9 protein-coding genes are annotated in these 22,216 nt (G+C 35.2%); all 9 read right to left on the bottom strand.

Annotated elements, in window-relative coordinates:
- Positions 1–14: 14 nt before the first annotated feature.
- The 9 genes from Q5760_RS03595 to Q5760_RS03555 all read right to left on the bottom strand — a co-directional run bounded on the left by Q5760_RS03595 (position 15) and on the right by Q5760_RS03555 (position 22,213).
- Positions 15–6,356, bottom strand: a complete 6,342-nt coding sequence (locus Q5760_RS03595) for an amino acid adenylation domain-containing protein (RefSeq protein ID WP_428910882.1) — start codon at positions 6,354–6,356, stop codon at positions 15–17.
- 45 nt (positions 6,357–6,401) lie between these two features.
- Positions 6,402–7,130, bottom strand: a complete 729-nt coding sequence (locus tag Q5760_RS03590; RefSeq protein WP_428910881.1) for a thioesterase II family protein — start codon at positions 7,128–7,130, stop codon at positions 6,402–6,404.
- 56 nt (positions 7,131–7,186) lie between these two features.
- Positions 7,187–7,420: a DUF2905 family protein gene (locus tag Q5760_RS03585; RefSeq protein WP_428910880.1), complete on the bottom strand. Its 234-nt coding sequence runs from the start codon at positions 7,418–7,420 to the stop codon at positions 7,187–7,189.
- Positions 7,421–7,445: 25 nt separating this feature from the next.
- The gene (locus Q5760_RS03580; RefSeq protein WP_428910879.1) at positions 7,446–9,335 is read right to left on the bottom strand and encodes a beta-ketoacyl synthase N-terminal-like domain-containing protein; all 1,890 of its coding nucleotides are present in this window, start codon (positions 9,333–9,335) and stop codon (positions 7,446–7,448) included.
- A gap of 20 nt (positions 9,336–9,355) precedes the next feature.
- Positions 9,356–10,468 (bottom strand): ABC transporter permease, encoded by a 1,113-nt coding sequence (locus tag Q5760_RS03575; protein WP_428910878.1) that lies wholly within the window; start codon positions 10,466–10,468, stop codon positions 9,356–9,358.
- The gene (locus Q5760_RS03570) at positions 10,462–11,583 is read right to left on the bottom strand and encodes an ABC transporter permease (RefSeq protein WP_428910877.1); all 1,122 of its coding nucleotides are present in this window, start codon (positions 11,581–11,583) and stop codon (positions 10,462–10,464) included. Before Q5760_RS03570 ends, Q5760_RS03575 begins: the two co-directional genes overlap by 7 nt.
- Positions 11,584–11,597: 14 nt before the next feature.
- Positions 11,598–12,539 (bottom strand): ABC transporter ATP-binding protein, encoded by a 942-nt coding sequence (locus tag Q5760_RS03565; protein ID WP_428912485.1) that lies wholly within the window; start codon positions 12,537–12,539, stop codon positions 11,598–11,600.
- A gap of 265 nt (positions 12,540–12,804) precedes the next feature.
- Entirely contained in the window at positions 12,805–17,514 is a 4,710-nt protein-coding gene (locus Q5760_RS03560) for an SDR family NAD(P)-dependent oxidoreductase (RefSeq protein WP_428910876.1), read from the bottom strand.
- Between the two features lie 64 nt (positions 17,515–17,578).
- The gene (locus Q5760_RS03555) at positions 17,579–22,213 is read right to left on the bottom strand and encodes an SDR family NAD(P)-dependent oxidoreductase (RefSeq protein ID WP_428910875.1); all 4,635 of its coding nucleotides are present in this window, start codon (positions 22,211–22,213) and stop codon (positions 17,579–17,581) included.
- Positions 22,214–22,216 lie beyond the last annotated feature (3 nt).

Genomic DNA, 22,216 nt, shown 5'->3' with positions numbered 1-22,216 from the left:
TGCGAAAGAATCCTCTACTCTAATGCAGCATATATTTGATCTAAGGTACTTTGATCAATTCCATCAGCAGACAAATCACTCGGTGTTAATTCCCGTACTTCATGGTTACAACAATAATGAATAATACGTTTTAGATTAGAAACATATTCTAAAGCAATCTCATCGATCCAAGCTTCTGTAAATTGTTCTGTACTGTAATCTAGATAAATAACAAATTTTTTATTTTTAACTTCAATCGTCATATCAATCGTTGGTCTTATAAACCATCCTGTAAATTCATCCCCTGCAGAGTAAGGTGATAAAGAAAAGAGGTCATTGTTTATATCATCTTCTAACTGTCCCAGATAATTTAAACAAATGGTATGTTCACTTTCTGAAGCAAAACCTAATTCGTTTAAATGTGCTTGAGACAAAAGTTTATAATCTGATCCTTTACGAATGTTTTCTTTATTTTCTTTAACAAACATACTTAAATCATTATTATTTTCTTTAGAAAGATAGACAGGATAAATATTTGTAAACCATCCGATTGTATGGGATAAATTTAGGTCTAATTGAACATGATCTCGGCCATGCGCTTCTAGATAAATAGGAACCTCATCATTCATTGTATATTTTCCAAAGGTCATGCCTAATGCCATCGTTAAGATATCTAACACACGGGTATTAAAAGCTTGATGAGCCCTATAGAGCAAATGATTACTTTCTTCTTCGTTTAAATAGACTACTTTTTGGCGACTCGAATAGGCATAATGACGTCTTTGTCTTGATTGAACCGGTAAAATTAGACTAGACTTTTCTTCTGCTTTTTGTAGTTCTTTTAGAATCTTTCTATTGTCCTGGTAAAAAGAACCTAGAACTTCTGCATACTTTTGATAACTGTCCGTTTTTTCATCTAATACGATTTCTCGGTCAGCTAATTGTTGTTGGATTGCAGTTGTTAAATCCACTATTAATATTCTCCATGACACATAATCAATGACCAGATGATGTGCAATGAGTAGAAGATGATCTTCTTCTTGATCATGGAATAAAACGATGTTCACAAGATTCCCCGTTTTTAAATCTAAACTTCTTTGGAATTTATTCGCTTCTGCTAGAATAAATGATTCAGCATCCGTCCTATTGGCTAGATCGAATTCCATAAATTGATACTTTCCTGATTCTTGAATTTCTTGAGCATCTAATTGTTGATCAAAATCAAAAGTGGCTCTTAGCATATCATGTTGTTCAATTATGACATCAAAGGCACGGCAAATTAGTTCCTTACTTAAGCGAGTCTTCGTACGTAAAAACATAGACTGGTTAAAATGGTTCTGCTCGTTAGGTACTTGATTTAAAAACCAATGTTGGATGGGTGTTAATTCAACCTCTCCTGTAATCTTTTTTTGATCAAATCCTTCATTCAAATATTTGATATAAAAAGAGAGATTTTTAATCGTACGATGTTTGAGAATGCTAGATACATCCATATCGATCATTAATTTTCTTAGCCGATAGCTTAATTGGATTGCTTTTATCGAATCTCCACCAAGGTCGAAGAAATCATCGGTAATCCCAACCTGTTTGATCCCAAGGACATCTTGCCATATTTCTGTAATTTTACTTTCTTCCTCTGTTCTTGGGGCCACGTAACCTTCCTGCATTTCTTCTACTTCGACTTTCATTCGATTAAATATTTTTTCTAGTTCCCTCTCATCTACTTTTCCATTAACCGTTAATGGAATCTTAGGAATAGAAATCCAATGTACAGGAATCATGTATTGCGGTACTTTAGTAGCTAAATAATCATGTAATCCTTTACTGCTCGTATTTAACCCCACATAATAACAGACTATTTTCTTTTTACTCTGGGAATTAATAATTCGGATGACAGCTTGTGAAACTTGCGGATGCTCATTCACTACTTTTTCGATTTCCTTAAGTTCAATACGGTAACCTCTAATTTTCACCTGATGATCCTGCCTACCAAAAAATTCAATCTCCCCTTTCTCGTTCCATCTACCAAGATCTCCCGTTTTATAGATCGTACCTGGGAGCCCAAAAGGATTAGGGAGGAATTTTTCCATCGTTTGTTTGTTATCCTTTATATATCCAAGTCCATTTCCATTCCCACCAATATAAATTTCTCCAACCGCCCCAATAGGTAATAAGTTCTTAGATTCATCTAAAATATAGATTGATGTTTCAGGTATTGGTTTCCCAATCGGAACCTGTAGAGTATGTTCAGTATGGATTGTATAAGTAGTGGCCAATGTGGTCGCTTCCGTTGGACCATATCCGTTAATCATCTGTAAATCTGGGCAATTTCGTCGAACACGATTAACAAAGTTAACTGATAATGTATCTCCCCCGATAATAAGGGTTTTCAGTGGTCTAAAAATCTTTGGATTCTGCCCAGCTAATTCATTGAACAATGGAGTCGTAAGCCACATACTTGTCACATTTGATTCTTTTATCATTTTTTCCATTCTATAAATATCCAAAATATCGTCTTTATCGGTTAATTGTAAAGTTCCTCCGTTTAAGAGCGATCCCCAAATCTCTAGTGTAGAAACATCGAAAACAATATTGCATGTTTGTAAAAAAGTCTGGTGTTCATCTAGCTTCATAAATGTTTCACCTTTGACCAATCGGAGTATATTTTTATGCTTAATACAGACTCCTTTTGGCTGGCCAGTTGTTCCTGAAGTAAAGAGAATATAAGCCAGTTCTTCTCCAGGTTGTTCTGTGATCTTAAAGGGAACCTTGTCTTTAGTCATTTTTTGAATAAACTGAACGGGTCCTGTGTAATCAAAGACCTTTACATCCTTACTTATGAATATATGGTTATTTCCTTCATCTGAAATAACGCTTCGCATGCCACTCTTCTCAAGCATATACTTGATACGCTGTTCAGGATATTCCTGGTCGATAGGTACGTAATTGCCACCCACTTTTAGAATAGCAAGCATGGAAATAATTTGCTTCATTCTATTTTTTAAAAAGATCCCGGCACTTGTTCCCTGACTAACGTGAAGATCTTGCAATTGAATCGCTATTCGATCACTAACTTCGTCCAACTCACGATAAGTTAAATCTACACCTTGATATTTTAAAGCCACCTTATCGGGATACTTGGCTACTATTTCTTTGAATGCAGGGATCATGCTCATCTGTTTCATTTCTTTTATGCGGGTTGGATTAAATTTTTCCAGGATAATCCTTTCCTCTTCAGGTGAAGTGATTTTTAAACTTCCTAAAGGTTGACTGCTGTCTTGAATCATTTCATTCAATAACTGAAAAAATCCCTTTAGTAATTGTTGAATTGTTGTTTCTCTAAATTTGTCCCCGTTATATTCCATACTGAACTGCAGCGTTCCCTCATTCATATTGACTACAAAGGCCAAATCGTACATGGTCTGTGGAACATTGATATTTAAACGTTGCACCTTTTTCCCATTAATTTTAAATGGAGCAGGTTCCATATTTTCCATAATAAAGATTGTGTCAAATAAAGGATGTATGCTGTCTGTATTAGAAAAATCAATTAGTTTCAGCATGTCTTCAAATTGAAAATTTTGATGGTTTAACATCTCATTAATCGTTAATTGTTCATCCTTTAAGTGCTGTATAACTGTTTTTTCAGCTGGAATATTCACAACAAACGGAAGAGTATTTACAAACATACCGATGATATCCTCAAACTCAGCGTGTACTCGACCAGCTGAAACGGTACCAATCAAAAATTGATTTTGTCGATAAACCTTTCTCAATAGAATCCCATAAGCATTTAGTAGAAATGAAAATAGAGTCATTTTATTTTTTTTACAGAAGGTCTCTATCTCTTGTTGTGTAGTCGGCTGTATATTAATTGATTCTATTTTTTTAAATCCGTAACTTTGATTTGATTTTATATCTTCTATTAATTGCAGTCGATTTACACCATTTGTTAAATATTTTTCCCAAAAAGATTGATTTTCTTGATAATTGCTAGAGTTTTGATATTGATTTTGCCAATCAACATAATGAATATATTGAAACTCATTTGGCTCACTTTCAATTCCTTGATGATTGTAATAATCGGAAAGTTGATGAAAGAATAAAGATTCTGAATAACCATCAAATATTAGATGATGAAAATCAAACAAAAGAAGTGTCTGATCCTCCTGTATGTCACAGCATTCCACTCTTAGTAAAGGACCCTTTTCTAGGTCAAAGGGTTGTATAAACTCGTCTAATTTTTGTCCAATCTCATCCAGTTTTTTCAAACTAGTCTGTTTGATAAAGACTGACATATCCTGATTGACTTTTTGGAAAACCTTTTGATCTATCATGAAAAATGTTGACCTTAATGTTTCATGTTCTGCCAAAATTTGGTTTAATGCTGTTTGCAACTTGCTCCTATCTACTTTTCCCTTTAATAGAAAGGCATAGGGAATATTATAGTTCGTTTGACCTTTCATCAAATGGTTTGCAGCATAAACTCTTTTTTGTGGAGCAGAAAGCTGATAACGATCATTTGCACTCTGCCCTTTTAGGAGGATTCCTTGCTTTTTCGGAGCTGCAATATGTATGAACTCAATGAGTTGTTGGATCTTTGAATGGGAATAAAAGTCATTAATGGAAATTCTGACACCAAAAATTCGTTCAATTGCATTGATTACAGAATTGACCTGTAATGAGTTACCTCCTAAATGAAAAAAATCATCCTCCATACTGATCTCGGTTGTCCGTAAATGGTCTTGAAAAATTGCGAGTAACTTTTTTTCATCCTCTGTTAAGTTTAACTCAGAAGGGACTTCTTCATGATTCATCTTTTCTAATTGCTTTATATCAATTTTCCCATTACTATTTAGTGGAAAGTTTAGAACTTGTTTTATTCGTCCTGGAATCGCATAATTAGGAAGATAAAGGCTTAAAAATTCTCTTACTTCTTTACTTGTAATTTTTCTATTGCTTTGTAGATAAGCAATTAAGGTTTTATTTTCAAGTAGATCGGATCCAACCACAACTTTGGCTTCTGTAACATCAGGAATATTACGAATAAATCCTTCGATTTCTTCCATTTCGATCCGAAATCCCCTTATCTTCACTTGTTTATCTACTCTACCGTAAAAGCGGATATTTCCATCCATAAGAACTTCTACAATATCACCCGTTTTATAAACCACTTCTTCCATATGGGGTCCATTTAAAAACCGAGATTGGTTTAATTCCTCTCGATTCATATAGCCTCTAGTTAAGCCTTGCCCACCTACACAGAGTTCTCCTTTCTCTCCAAAAGGCAAAAGGTGATTTTCCTCATTAACTACGTAAATAGCACAGTGATCAACCGGTCTTCCAATCGGGATACTGGACCGATTATGATCATGTTCTACATGATAACTTGTACATAAAGCAGTATTTTCCGTGGGACCATATGCATTAATAAGTTTTAAATGCGGGCAGGCTTCTAGAACTTTTTTTGAGCTTTGTACAGATAAGATATCTCCTGCAACAAAAAGGGTTGTAATACTATGAAAAATCGCAGGATTTTGTCGTGCTAATTCCGAAAAGAGTGCTGATGATAGATACATTTCTGTAATCTTTTCACCTTCAATCATTCTCCTCATGACATCCGCATCTAATAAATCCTTTTTTTCTGTCATGACTAAAGTCATTTCATTAAGAAGTCCTCCCCACATTTCAAAAACAGACACATCGAAGGTAAAGGAACTAGTTTGTAAAAAGCAACCTTTTTTTGTGATAGGGAGGGAACTGTTATTTTTAACTAATGGCAAGATGCCTTTATGTGGAATCATCACTCCCTTTGGTTCACCTGTTGTTCCTGAAGTGAACATGATATAAGCTAAATCCTCTGGAGAATTGACATTGTCTACATTCTCTTCTGACTCTAATACCGTTTCCTCAAATTCTATAACTGGAACGTTTGCTGGAAGTAAGCCTCCATCATCATAATCGTTAATCATAATGAGACTAGCATTAGCTATATCCAACATTTTCTTAATTCTGTGGATTGGAAATTCCCGATCTAAAGGTAAATAGGTATATCCTGCCTTCAATATTCCAATGATGCTAACGATATAAGAAATATCAAAATTCATATAGATGGCAATAATGGATTCCTTTGCAAACTCGCGCTTTCTTAGAGCATGCGCTACCTGATTTGCTCGTCTATTTAATTGATCATAAGTAAGAACTACTGAATTCTTTTTAACCGCAATATGATGAGGATGTTTTCTAACTTGCTCTTCAAAATATTCATGTACTACTCTTATTTCTGGGCTTTTAATATGATATTGATTTAATTCATCATATTGACTTAAAATATTTTGATTATAGGTAATACTACCTCTTACATCACGTTGTATCATAATATCCTCCTAAACAAGCTCTTCAAAATTTCACATAAAAAGAGCCTATACATTCACAAGTGTTTCTTTTTGCAATGTTTTTTCGATGATAGAAGCAATTTTTTCGACATCATCAAAGATAAAAAAATGATTTCCATTAAAATGATGAACATAATTGACTCCAGTCGTTAATTCCTGCCATGCATAACAATCATCTAATGTCATACTCGGATCTTGAGTTCCGGTCATTGAGGTGATATTGATATTTAAAAGAGGTAAATTCTTATTAAATTCATAGCGATCAACAGCAATAAAATCTGATCTCATAATCGGAATAAATATGTTCGAAAGATTAGGATCCTCAAATACTAAAGATGTGTTCACTAAACCATAGGCTAATACTCTTTGCTTGAACTCCTCCAAAGTTAAATCAGCAATTCCTTCCTTTTCCGTACGGCGTTGTGGTGGTTTACACCCAGTGAAAAAGGCATGACTTGGTTTTATCTTAATTCCCTCGTCACTTAACAATTGTTGAATCAGTTCGAATGCAATTAATCCACCCATACTGTGTCCCCAAATTGCATAGGTTGAACAATCCTCTAGTTCCTCTATGATCTGCGGATAAACACTATCCACCATGTCACTAATGGAATAAACGAGATCCTCCTTGAAGCGGACACCACGCCCCGGTAGTTCTAAAGGAATTAACTGAATATGATCGGAAAATAGTTTGATAAACTTTAAATAATTTGTTCCGGATGATCCCGCATAAGGTAAACAAAAGACTTTAATCATATGTATACGTAAAATAGAATTACGTATTTCACCTCTTTTCATGTAAAGTGTAAATCTTACAATTGGTTCATGATGAAGCTGGCAACCTTTAACACTACACCGACAAAAATACTCATTAGTAAAAAGGTAGTAATCGGGATGAGAATAATTGTACTTTTATGACTTAACCAAATATCCCCAACCAAAGAAAATAATTTAGTATATTTAAAGATATACATAAACAAACCTGATAAAAATAGGATGGCTCCGATTTGCATACATATCTTTGAAATGAAAATTAAATAATTCAAGTCGTCACCCCTGATCCTTAAAAAATTAAGTCAATTGTGCCCAACAGGATGTTTCGTCAAAAACATATTGAGGAACGGAACAAATTCTGCTTGGTGTGTTATGAAATAATGGTTGAAAAGGAATCGTTACGCCCTGGCTGTACAATCTTCCTAATTCATTCAAATTATCATCAGCTAATTCCTGTTGTGCTTTAAACTCATCCATTTTTCTTAAACTTGTAGATTTTTTAACTAAACCTGATCCATAGTAGACTTGATGATTAGGAGAAGAGTCATTAGCAAATTGAATCAGTTTGTCTAATAATTCTTCCTTCGAATTTGCTACAATCGCTAATCGATAGGGGAAGTAATGTTCTCTTCCTGTTAAAGTCGTAAAACAAATATCCTGTAACGATTCATGTGTTTCTGGAAGAAACTGAATCCACTTTTGAATCGTACTTCTTAAAGAGTATTCTGATCTTGCACTTAAAACCCACAGTTGCGGACGATCTACACTACTTCTAGACTTCTCCAATTCGGGTGCTTCTTGATAGATTAAAGCTACATTTAACCCTCCGAAACTAGTAGAAACCGTTAATGCACAGCGTTGTTCTCCCTCTTCTGTTTCCCAGTTTCGGGAGAGATCATTAATATAAAAAGGAGTATTCGTTAAATTAACGAGTTTGCTCGGTCTATCATATTTATATACTGGTGGAATCGTACTGTTTTTTAAGCTCATTAATGCTTTAATCCCACTAAATATACCAGCCGCTGCTTGTGTATAACCGATATTGGCGCTGACAGTACCTAATGCACTATATTGCTTTTGATTGGTAAATTTCTTAAAGGCATTGCTTATCCCAGAAATCTCCAGTGCCTCTTCTAGTTTTTCGGCATATCCTTCCCCTTCAACATATTGAATATTTTTTACATGAACCTTGGCATCCTGTAAACCCTTTATGATTAGATCCGTAATGTCTTCTGCACTATTCTTATTAAAGTCACCGTTCAAACCGTTATTACTTTGGCTTCCACCTTTCAAAATTCCGTGTATTTGATCTCCATCACGAATCGCTGCTTTTAATGACTTAAGCATGATCATCCCTGCACCTTCGCCAAGATAACATCCTCCGGGATTCTCACCGTATCCCTTCGTAATAATGGTATTGTCATGATTAAAGACCCAGTCCAGACTTATCCGATTAGATGGAACTAATAAAATACTCACTCCACCAGCAAGTGCCATTTCGCATTCTCCATATTTAATCGCATGACATGCATTTAAAATGGCTGTTGAAGAAGAGGTACAGGCATTATCAATTGTTAAGGATGGACCCTTCAAGTCAAAAACATGAGAAATTCTAGCAGCAAAACCACTTGTCCAGTTTAAAAGTAAAGCTTCAAAATTATCAGCTCCAAAATAGGCAAGATAGTGAATCAACAGCGATGAAGTAAAATTATGACCTACATACACACCAACGCTTTTGTTATTTAGCCGTTTTTCACCTAAATAGCCAGCATCTTCTAACGTTCGAAAAGCGACTCTAAGCATCATCCGCTGCGCTGGATCCATTAAAGAAGCATCCTCTTTAGATAAATTGAACATGCTGTAATCAAGTTGATCAAGATCACGGAAGAAAGAGCCCTTATGATACAGACTCTCATCTTCGCCACCCTCCCGATAAATCATGCCTTTCACCAAATCGATGCGCTCTCTTGGGCACATTGAAATCAATGTTTCCTTATTAAGGATCATTGACCAGAAATCTTCATAGTTATCAGATTGAGGGGTTTTACACCCCATTCCGATTACAGCTACTTCATCCTCTGTTTGCTCTAAATAGTGTTTATAAATTTCTTTGCCTAGTTCTTTATCTATTTTTTTCTCCTTAACCAAGTTGGAAATATACATCAACATATCTTGAGAATTAGTCATGATTCCCTCCGTCCGAAAAATTATTTGACTGTTTTAGGTGAAAAAGCAACGACTATTTGTCCAATCATAAAGAAAACAACCGTAAAAGCTAAAAGAATCCCTACATTTGGAAGGAGTTCCATTAAATTGCTCCCTTCAAATAATTTCCTAGCTCCTTCTACTAACCAGGTAGTAGGAACAAATAAACTAACTTGCTGTAAGGACTCAGGCATGATGCTACGATCCCATAAACTTCCACCTAACATACTCATAGGAATGACCAGAACACCTATGATTGCATTGGCTTGCTTAGACGTTCTACAAAAACTTGTTACAGCAATTCCAAGTGCTACTCCACTTAATGAGAATGCAAAAAATAAAATAAGCAACTCTAGTAAATATGGACTTAGATCAATGTCAATAATATAGCCCATCACCATCAGTAATAAGACGATTTGAATAATCGAGACAAGAAAATAGCTGATTAGATGTTGAAAATGGTAGTTAAAACTTGAAATTGGAGAAGTCAAACATCTTTGGTACATATTCGAATCTTTATCCTTAATAATTAAAGTCGTTGAAAATGTCATCATGAGTAATATACATAGAGCTAAAACCCCAACAGATAAACTTAAGGTTCCGATATTGTTACTTTCTTCATTGATGTTTACATTTTCTACATCTACAAATCCCTCATTATATGTATCTAAAGCATTGTAAAAGTCATTCTCATTGCTCGTTACTTTTCCCAGATGGATAGAACTACTGAGGAAACTCTCAATATTAAGTTTCACCGGGATTGAAATGTTAGATTCCTTAATACTGTAGCCTTTAATAGAGGCTTCCTCCCCATCAACTAATGAATCAGTAAGACCCTTCTCGATCAGTATTCCATAATCAACCTCGCTGTTTAATACAGCATCCTTCATTTCTTCTTCGTTATATGGATGAACCTCAGCCATTTCACGAATATTTCCCTTTAATAATTCTGTATACTCGGTTTGATCCAAATCTACAACCGCTACCCGAAATGTATTAGATGAGACCGTTCCTTGAATCAACATACCTAATAAAATGACTGGCAGGATAATAAACCAAACCCAGTTCAATTTGTTTTTAAATAACCTTTTAAAATTATTTTTTACAATTACCATGCTGTTCTTCTCCTTCCTATAATAAGAGCTAATATCAAAATAATTAGGATATAGATGAAAATATAGGCAAGAGACATATTTACACTTCCAGAACCATAAATATTGTTAAATAAAGCATTTTGCAGGTAATAATTAGGCATCACTTTTTCAATTCCCATGAAGCTCCCACCTATAAAGCCTCCAGATAAGAAAGTCATAACGGGTACTAAAATCGTTAAAACTCCTCCAACCTTTTCAGGATCGTCAACGAGTAAACAAACAAGGATACCTAAGCCACAACCAAGAATAGCCCCGAGGAGAATAATCGATAAGACAAACATTGGATCATCACCCAAATTAGCACCAAATGCATATTTGCTTATGGCAGCAACAATCGTCCCCTGAATAAATACAATTACGACAGACGCTGCTAATTTCGATAGCAAGACGGTTGACGACCGAAGTGGTGCAGTTCGAATTCTTCTCCCCATTTCACCTTTGAGATTGTTTTCAAATTCTTTTGCACTAACAGCCGTTCCATACATCAATACCATAACGAGAATGGTCACAACGTAAAAATCAATGGCCTGCGGTAGATTTCCCTCGACCGTAATCGGCTGTTCATCCACTAAATCAACCATTTCATAGGAAGGATTTGTTGGATCATACTCTAAAGAGGTAAATACCGTATTTAACCCAGAGATATAAGACTCAAGAATTTGATTAACAATGGTCACCTTATAATCAGACTCATTAATGCTCATGATTTCCACACTATTTTTCTCGGAATCTTCTAATTTCTGTGAGTAATCTTTGTTAATATAAACAAGAACATCTTGATTCCCTTCATTTACTTCACTTTTAGCATCCTCTAAATTATCATTTTTTGTTAAATGGAGGAAATCGACAAATTCATCATCCTCGAGGAATTCAATGATTTTATCCCCGGTTTCGCCATCGTCCTCATTTGTTACAACCACTTGAATATCCCCAATATTCGTAGGTGCAAAAGCAGCGCTTAATGCACTACCCAATATCATGATTAAAATAATAGGGAAGAGGATATAGCTCAAAATCGATTTAAAATCCCTAAGATTGCCGATCATTGTATACTTTAATATCGATAGAAATTTCAATTTTAAGCCACCTCCTAATCTCTTAATTTCTTCCCTGTTAATGTAAGGAATACATGCTCTAATGTTGGTTGAACGACGTTAATCGTTTCAAAACGAATACCGAATTGATTTAGTAATTCGATGATTCTTTGTAAATTTTCACTCCCTTTTTGTGAAAAGACCGTAATGTTATTCGCATCCTCAAGATGATAATCTCTAATTCCCTTAATCTCTTTTAAGCCTTCTAATACCTTTTCATCTTCCAAGTGATGAATGGATATCTTAATAATGTCCTCTGAATGAACTTGGTCTATCAGTTCTTCCACTGTACCTTCTGCCACTAATTGTCCAAGGTCTACAATTCCAACTCGAGAACTGATTTTTTGTACCTCTTCCATATAATGTGAGGTGTAGATAATCGTCATTCCTTCATTATTTAAGGTTTGTACAGATTCAAGAATATAATTTCGTGATTGTGGGTCTACCCCTACAGTCGGTTCATCCATGATTAAGATTTTAGGACGATTTACAATCGCCATTGCAATATTTAATCTACGTTTCATCCCACCAGAGAAATTTCCCGGTTTTTCCTTTCTGCGATCCCAAAGATTAACAAAATCAAATGCCTCTTTCACTCTATCTTTTAATTCTTTCCCCCTTAATCCATATAGTTCACCCATAAATTTACAATTTTCATAGGCACTTAACTCTGGAATGACAGCAATATCCTGGGGAACGACTCCAATTTGTTTTTTGGCTGCAATTGGATGTTTACTAAAATCAATGTTGTTAATTAAAATATTTCCTTCATCCATTTTGACGAGTCCAGTTATACAATTTATTAAAGTGGTTTTTCCAGCACCATTCGGGCCCAGTAAACCATAAATTTCGCCTTCATTAATATTTAACGAAAAATGATTTAACGCCGTATTTTGTTTATACCTTTTTGTAACCTCAGCAACTTGAATCATATTCATATTTAACGCTGTATTTTGTTTATACTCTTTTGTAACTTCAGCAACCTGAATCATATTCATATGTATCCTTTCATGTTTAGGAATTTTTCATAAATGTACGAAAAACAATCTACCAGACGAAACCAATATTTGAAAAAGAAGCCTTTCTGATTCTGTTAGATCACCCAGTATAACCTCAGAAAGGCATCTTTTCTGACTATGCACAAGAAATTAATAATTGATTACCGATACAAAACCGTTATGGACATGTATTCCACATTCTAAATTAAATAAGAGAATAGAAAGGGTCATCTGTTGTATTGGATTCTTCTGCTTGAATTTGATCGATATGGCTTGCTAATTCATGTACGGAGTTGTACGCAAAGATATCAGCAACATCAATTAGTCCTTTATAACGTTCGTCGATAAATTTAAACATATGGGTAATAATGATAGAATCAGCACCCATGTCACTAATTCGATCATAGATATCAATGACTGGTGATCCCAATACCATTCCAAAGATTTTTCCCACGACTAATTCTGTTTCTGAAAACTCATCTTCTCTTTTTCCGATTAGTTTTATATCGGAGATTTTTAATTCCGAGTTAGAATCCTTCATCATTACTTTATTTCTGGTACTCTCTAATCGACTTTGTATTTTGGAATGAAGTTTGATTTCGTTGTCTATTCCTAATACAGCTGCCATTTCATAATTAAAATCACCTGTAACAACATTTGAAACACCATAATGAATTAACTCTTCTAGAATTTCTCCTGCCTTTTCATTCGAAACAGATGAGAATAAGGCACCTTCTGCATCTAAGTTATTGTCAACAGTCATCCCAACCTCTGACCAGCCTGACCAATTGATTGCAATGGTTTGTTTCCCTAATTGATTCCTTGCTTTTGCAAATGAATCTAAGTAAGAATTGGCTGAACTGTAATCACTCTGACCAGGAGCACCTGTTAATGCAGTCATAGAGGACGCTAGTACAAAGAAGTCTAATGGATCCTCTTTTGTTAATTCATGTAAAATCCATGTCCCATTATATTTTGGCGTTAACACACCCGTAAATCTCTCCAAATCTTTATTCATGATGTAGCCGTCGCCTGCAACTCCGGCACAATGAAAGATACCTGAAATCGGACCATGTTTGTCTTTCAATTCATTTACAATACCTGCCATTTGATCATAATTAGAGACATCTGCTGCATAGTATACAACCTCAGCACCTAATTCTTTGATTTCTTCAATCGCTTGTAATTTCTGAGCGGATTTTGGAGTATCATCATTTAACTCACTTCGTCCAATCAAGGCTATAGTGGCGTTACCCTTAGATGCTAGGTACTTGGCAAAGTATAGACCCATTCCCCCTGCTCCACCTGTAATCACATAGACATGCTTATCTTTTACCGTTAATTGATCTTTTCCGATTTCCTCCAATGAGAACTGCGCTAACTCTTCTTCATAGAAAGTGTTTTTTCTAACCCCTAATTTAAAACTATTTTCTTCTTCAAAGATCTTATCTAATACGACTGATACATCAGATTCAGTATCCATATCGATTAATTTCGTGTTGATATTTGGATATTCAAAATGAATACATTTAGCAAACCCTAATAAAGCATTATTATGCGGATAAATCTCATGATCGGTTGAAACAATTTGATCTGCATTTTCAGTTAACACAATGAACTCAATCGAATCATTAATTCTTTGATTTGCTAGAGCTTTTGTAAGTAAAAAGGCACTGACTGTTCCTTTTAATTGACTTTGCTGTAATTCTTCATAAGTTTTCGGGGTCCCCTGTTTTGTAATCGACGATAAATGAAAGATATAGCGAATGTTCTTATCTTTGATTTGTTCTATAAGCTGCTGATAACTATCCTCTGTGCCATCGATTACATAGGCATTTTCATCCAATTGTTTCGTTTGATCACCAAATGAAACGCTGTAGACCGTTCTTTCAATTTTTTCAAACTTATTTCTAATCTGATGGTTGTAATCTTTGTCATCCTCAATGATCAGAACATTCCCAGGTTTGATTTTTGCTTTGCGTTGATCTGTTTCTTCTTGCTTTTGTTCCACCCAATTTAGATGATAATAATTACTTGTCGATCCGATAAAATCTTCAATTCTAGAAACCCGTTTCATTGTATACTCTTCAATTTTTGCACAAACTTCTCCATCTTCATTAAAGAGTAAAAAGTCAAAGGTTAACGTTTCATTATTAGATTCATTTTTATTCAAGAATGTTGCAGCGCTGACTACTTTACTTGTAAGTGGCGCATAGTATTTAAGTGATTTATAGCTTAATGGTAAATGCATTCCATGACCATAACTGAAAGTTCCGTAGTTATTTAAGGCATTATCTAAAACAGATGCATGGATTTGGAATTCATCAAAATCTGCTGAATACTTTTCATCCAGTTCTACATATAAAACAACCTGATCGTTTCCTTTGTAGCAATTATTGACAATGTCCCAGCGTTCCCCAAAACTTGCTGCTTTCTTTTGTTCTTCACGATCAATATAATCTGCTAGGTATTCGAAATTCTTTTCTTCATTTGCTAAAATATCATCTACCGTAATCGTAACTGGCTCTTCAGCACTCTCATCAATAGGAAGCACCGTACATTCCGTGTGTAACTGCCAATTGCTATCCAATTCATCGCCTACTCGGCTACAGATCTGGATCTGAATGGAATTCATTTTTTTATTGACAATAATTTGAGCTTCTTTTTCCTCATCTGGTTCAACCGTTAAAGGTGCGTAGAAGATAATATTTTTAAATTCCAATTTGTCTTCATTAAAATAACGTTTTGCCACTCTTCTATAGATTTCTGGATAAGACGCACCTGGAAGCATAAATTTAGCAAAGATACTGTGCTCCTCTAACATCCAATAATCAGATACCTTTAAATTCATTGTGTATACATCTTGATTAATCGTTTGGAATACGAGCTCTTTAATAAAGAAATCATCGATTTTCACTGGATAGTGTGATTCATTTTTTATGGAAGTGTCTCTAGGATTTCCCCAGAAATGAGTTCGATCAAATTGATAAGTTGGTAAACTTACCTTTTGAATATCCCAATTTTGATAGAATGCTTCCCAATCAATTTTGGCGCCTCTACTATATGCCTTGGCAAGTTCCACTAATAAATTATGATTTCCAGTAGATGCTTCATCATAGAGTGCTAGTTTTTGATTCATTTGTTCACTTAATTCGATTCTTTCTTGGGACCCGATTTCATTTGAACCTTTATTTTCTTTCCGGTCGCTGACAATTTTATAATATCCATAGTAAACATCCGTTTCATTTAGTTCCTCAACTGAGAGACCATTCAATCTGTGAATCTTTTCCTTTAGGTCCTCCAATGAATGGGTTACGATGGCTAGACAGTATTCAAAATGGTTTCTACCTGTATTAGCGGTATAGCAGACATCATTTAAGTTTAACTGGGGGTCCTTTTGGAAAAATTCATCCAATGCTCTAATATTATTTTTCAGTACTTCCTCAGTTTTCGCAGAAACCGTAAACAACTGTGGCTTTTCTGGTTTTTCTTTTACTTCTGCTTCATATTCTTCGATCACAACATGACAGTTTGTTCCACTAAAACCAAAGGCATTGATACCGGCTCTTCTCTTTCCGTTAACGGGAAGCCACTCTTTTTGGGAATCGACCATAAAAAGTGGTCCTTCTACAAAATTGATATGTGGATTCGGAACCTCAAAGTGAATAGAACGATATAACTTTTTATTTTCAAGTGAATAGATTGATTTAATAAGTCCAGCAACACCAGATGCTCCAACTGTATGACCAATATTGGTTTTAACCGTTCCAATTCCACAAAATTGCTTTTTATCTGTATATCGTTTGAAGGCGTTCGTTAAACTTCTTGTTTCGATTGGATCTCCTAGATTTGTACCCGTACCGTGAGCCTCAATGTATCCGATTGTTTCTGGATCAATCCTGGCATCTTCCCATGCTTTACAATATACATCCTCTTGGGCTTCTGGATTTGGGGCAGTAATTCCATTTGATGCACCATCATTGTTAATCGCAGAACCTTTAATAACGGCATAAATATGATCTCTATCCTCAATGGCCTTATTTAGTGGTTTCAGTAGGACAGCGCCTACTCCTTCCCCAAAAATGGTACCTGTAGAAAATTTATCAAAGGAACGGACTTCGTTATTATCTGATTGAACACTTGATACTACCCCATCAGAATCTTTATTTGGACTTTGTGAAGTACTACCAATCGCAACACCGCCTGCAATGGCCATGTCACATTCCTTATTTCTTAAAGACTGTACCGCATTATGAACAGCCACTAATCCAGATGAGCATGCCGTATCTACCACCATAGCAGGTCCTCTTAGGTTATAAATATAACTAAGTCTGCTAGCTACGATCCCTTCCCATGTACCTGTATATAACATGGGATCACTTTCAACCAACCAACGGTAAAAAGTAGAACTTGTATTATCCTTCCCAACAAAAATTCCAGTATTTGAATTTTTGATTTTATCTCCACCATATCCGGCATCTTCAACTGCGGCTGCAGCTGTTTCGAGAAAGACCCTCTGTACAGGATCCATATATTTTGCTTCTCTAGGAGGAATTCCAAAATACTGTGCATCAAACTTGTCTACATCCTCTATATAACCTGCTCTAAAATCATTGGGTTCCGTTTCTTCAATTTCTTTACCTGTAAAGAACTTATGGACATATGGATTGGTTTCAACAGGTGCCAAATATTCTTCTCTTTCTTCTGCAAATGTGATTAGGCAGTCTTCTTCATTGAGGATATTCTCAAAGAACTCATATTTATTATTGGATTTAGAGAATTTACATTCCATGCCAATAACGGCAATATCTCGATTGCTATTATCTTTTAATTCAATTAATAATTCTTTTCCTTTTTCTGGTGTCATTCGTTTATGAGCGATTTCATCTAATATATAACTTTTTATTTTATCCATAGTTCCTCCTAGAAGATATCTTTATAAGATCCTTTTTTTTATACCTTCATTCCCCTAACAAGAATTAAATTTTGTTTAATACGTCTTCTATTGATAGATTTCCCTGTGACAAATCTGACAACAAATGGTCTAGTTCATCATCACTCTTTACTTCAGATGAACGGGTTTCCTTTGTTGTATTCTTCTTCTTTTGAATTTCCTGATAAATCTTTTTCGCCATTAATTCCACGCTGGAATAGGAAAAAATATCGGTAATATCAACCATGTTTCCAAATTGGTCATTAATTTCGTTTAATAGATAGGTAGCTAAAATAGAATCTCCATTTATTTCAAAGAATTTTTCTTCAATTGTTAGATTCTCAATTCCGAGTACTCTTATCCACAATTTCAAAAGCTGACTTTCAATCTGTTTTAAAGAATAGTCTTCTACATTTCCAACTTCATCTTTTGTTGATGAGTTTGAATGTTGTTTTACTGGTAAGGATTTAGGGTGATTCCTTTGAAATGCATAAGGGATTCTTTCTTGTTCCCATAGAACTGAATTTACCTTACCGACGATTACGACTGGTTGATCCTGTTGTAAGGCATAGGAAAAATAACGAGCTCCTTCTTGATTGGTAATCGGTTGTATTAAACTACTCTCCTCTTTAAAACCTGCTCTATAGGCCATTCCGGTTTCTTTCCAAGTCGGCCAAATAATCGATACATATTTGGTTGGACTTTTAAAGGATCGGTCTATACAGTACAGATTTAAAAACTCATTTGCTGTTGCATAGTCACATTGGCCAATTGAACCAAACAATGCAGCAGCTGAAGAACAGGTGACAAAAAAGTCCAGAGATTGTTTCTTTAATAAATGCTCTAAAATCAATGTACCGTTGACTTTTGCAGAAAGAACTTCATCAAATCGTTCGACACTCTTAAAGGTAAGAATCTCTCCACTTGGAATACCTGATGCATGAATGACACCATCTATTCGATCAAACTGCTGATAAATGTCTGCCATTACATCGATCATATTCTCTTCATTGGAAATATCACCGGCGAAATAATAAACTTCTGCTCCTTGTTTCCTTATAGCTTGAAGAGCCAAATTCACTTTTGGGTCTTCATGAACGATCAATTCATGCTGATTTGTTACAGGATATCGCGTTCTTCCTAATAGGATAATTTTCGCAGGTGCCTGTTCTCCAATATACTGCGCTAGAGTTAGACCAATTCCTCCTAATCCACCTGTGACTAAATAAACACCTTGTGATTGAATATTCGTGTCTACTGAGGATGAATGTGATCGAATTGGATGATTTGCAAAAACCTCTTTGTATAATTTTTCTTTTCGTATCCCTACCACTAATTCATGACACTTTCTATGAATTTCATTCCATATGGTTTCAAAATCAGAATCATCATAGTCTATGAATTTAAAGGTGTTAGTAGGTAGCTCCATTTTAAGAGATTTAATTAATCCTCTTAACGATCCGGAAAAATAATTAGCCCGCTTTTCTTCCTTTAATATAGGAAATGCCTCATTACTTAAAATTGTCACAGAAAGCGGATTGTCTCGTTTAAAGGATGAAATGACTTTCATCAATTGGAAGAAGTGAGTGTGCACACGTTCTGACATGCCCTTGTCAAACCCTTTATTCTCATAGACATCCTCATCTGGTAGGTAAATCAAGTGATTAAAATCGTGTTGGTGCCTCGTTAAAATGGCATTTAGGTCGTTGGCGTTGGGACCATCTACATATGAATAGTAATTTCGAGAGTTCTTAGACAATTGCTCATTTTTCCCATTTAAATCGATAATGATCGAATTGGTTAGATCCTTGTTACTTTTCATTAATTTCTGAATAAAGGAGTTATTTCGATTGGTGACAAAAAGCATTCTACTTAGATCGAGTTGATTCTCTTGATCATGCTGTAAATCGGATATGACTTCCCAAGAGATTTGACTAGTAAACAATTCATTTTTATTCTTGTTCATCATTTGATCAAGATCTACTTTTTTCACTACGTAATCCGTTACTTTGACCAGGACTTTTCCTGTTTCTGACAGAATCATAATATTTAATTTAGCAATATCTCGATCAACGGACGTTTTTTGAATTTCTGCATAACTATACATTCTTGCTTCCAGCTGCGAATAATATGTAATGTTTCCGTATTTCCACGGGAGAAACACCCCGTCGGCAATCATACTATTTGCAAAGTTTAAGGCCGCATCCAATAAAGCAGGGTAAAGTTGATAATCTCGTATTTCTGAATCAAGTTCTTTCGGTGCCTCGATTCTAGAAAGATATTGATCTTGACCTGAGAAAATCTCTTTTGTAACCTGCCACCTATAACTGGTTTGGATTTTTCCAAATAAATAAACTTCCGGTGTAATTCTTTTCATATTTGGCAATGAATGGATTAATTCATTTACGTCCACCAAAGGCTCGTCCATTTGATCATGATCGGTAAATGAACCAGAACAATGATTTATTTTTTCTCCTTTACTCGTTTGACTCATCATATAAAATTCATATTTGCCTTGAAATTCTTTTACGTTGATTTGTAAGGGTATATCGTGTTCGTCCTCAGCAAAAAGCCCTTTATCCAGTGTGAAATTTTCTATTTGGACCTTTTGAATTCCATAGTATTTCCTTGCAATCTGAGAAACGATTTCTGTATAGGCTGTTCCAACGAGTAGGAACTGTTCGTTAACCCTATGCTCTCCTAGCTCCCATTGTCGGTGAATATTTAGGCCAAGTTCGTAAACATCCGATTCAATGGTCTTAATCAATAGGGACGGCACCAATTGATTGAATTCTTGATCGTCTTGCTCTCTCTTCTTCTCTTCAATCCAGCATCTTTTCCTTTTGAAAGGATATAATGGTAGTTTCACTCTATTTAGATGATGTTCGCTTTCATACAGTGCGCTCCATGGGATGTTTGCACCTTGTATATAGGATTTACAAATTTCAATATTATTTGTTGTCTCAACCTGATTTCTTTCCACTAAAAGTTCCCGGTTACTTATTAATGAAGAAACTTTTCCTGAAAATACTCTTTTATGTTTAAAATTCGGATTTTTTATTGTCTCATTTAATAAGGTAAGAACCTCTTCTTTATGATTAAAAATAATGGCAATACGATAGTCATAATGAGCTCTTCCTATTTGAGAAGTGTAACAATAATGAATAATATCCTTTTCATCACATTCTTTTAAGAAAGCATAATGCTGCTTTGACAGTTCCATTAAGGAATCCAAATTTTTAGCAGAGTATACGAGTATTTTTTCATTTGGTGCATCGACCGGCTCTTTTATCTGCTTATGTTCGCCAATAACGACATGAACATTGGTACCACTTAAACCAAATGAACTAATTCCTCCATAGATTGTTTTTTCATGATCCCTTAAATCAATATCATGATCCGCTACATATACGGGTGACTGAATAAAATTCAACTCTTTATTAGGAGATTGAAAGAATAAGTTTTTTGGATATTTATGATTATTAATGGCATAAACAGCTTTAAATAACCCTAACAACCCTGAAACACTGTCCGTATGACCAACATTGGTCTTGACTGTACCGATTGCGCAAAATTGTTTATCTGACGTAAACTGTTGAAAACTAGAGGTAAGAGCCTCTATTTCCACTACATCCCCTAATTTAGTTGCTGTTCCATGTGCTTCAATAAAGCGCAATTCCCGTGGATGTATATTTGCATCCCGCCATGCGTTAATAAGTAGAGACTTCTGTGCATCAGCATTTGGAGCGGTTATGCCTACTGATTTTCCATCCTGGTTGACAGCCGATCCTTTGATGACACCATAAATATGGTCGTGATCTGCAAGTGCAAGCTTATAATCTTTAAGTAAGAACGTAATTACTCCTTCACCAATTCCTGTTCCATCAGATTCCTGATCGAATGTCCTTGTAAATCCATCTTTGGAGTCTACACCTAAACCACTCAAATTCTTTAAGGGTGCCACGATATTCAGATTAACGGCACCAACCAGCGCCATGTCACATTCATGGTTTTGAATGGCCTTTTTAGCGAGATGTATAGCTGCCAACGATGAAGAACACGCTGTATCGATCACATAGCTAGGGCCTTTTAAATCTAGTGTGTAGCTAATTCTACTTGATAGAATGGAATTTAGATTTCCTGGTATTGCAAGATTATTCAAACTAGGATCCTTTTTTTGGATTAAATCAAAATAATCATCCTGATTCTTTAAACTATTGCCAATGTAAACACCTGTATTTGACCCTTTAAAATTATTGGGATCATATCCAGCGTCCTCAATTGCATGAATCGTTGACTCTAATAATAATCTCTGTCTTGGATCCATCACTGTAGCTTCTAGTTTTGTCATTTTAAAAAACTCAAAGTCAAATTCGTCTATATTTTGTAAATATGCTCCATTTACAAAAGAGATATTGGTCCTATCTTTTTGGTGTAAAGTACAATACGCATCCTCTACATCCTGTTTACGCTCTTCAGGCAGTTCTCTAATTGAAGTATTTCCAGCTACTAAATCATTCCAGAATTCCTCCAAATTAGGGTGGCCTCCAATTTGACCAGCGATTCCAATAATGGCAATGTCCCGGCTGTTTGTTTCAGCTAACTCTTCCGAATCTTTAATGAATTCTTCAATATCCTCTTGAATGGGATGATTGAACAACCATTCCCTTTTTATTTCCAATAT

Origin of the sequence: Niallia sp. Kr1 (genome assembly GCF_050389805.1) — a bacterium.
GTDB lineage: Bacteria > Bacillota > Bacilli > Bacillales > Cytobacillaceae > Bacillus_BD.
Note: the sequence above shows the minus strand (reverse complement) of the source record. Positions and strands in the feature narration are given on the sequence as shown.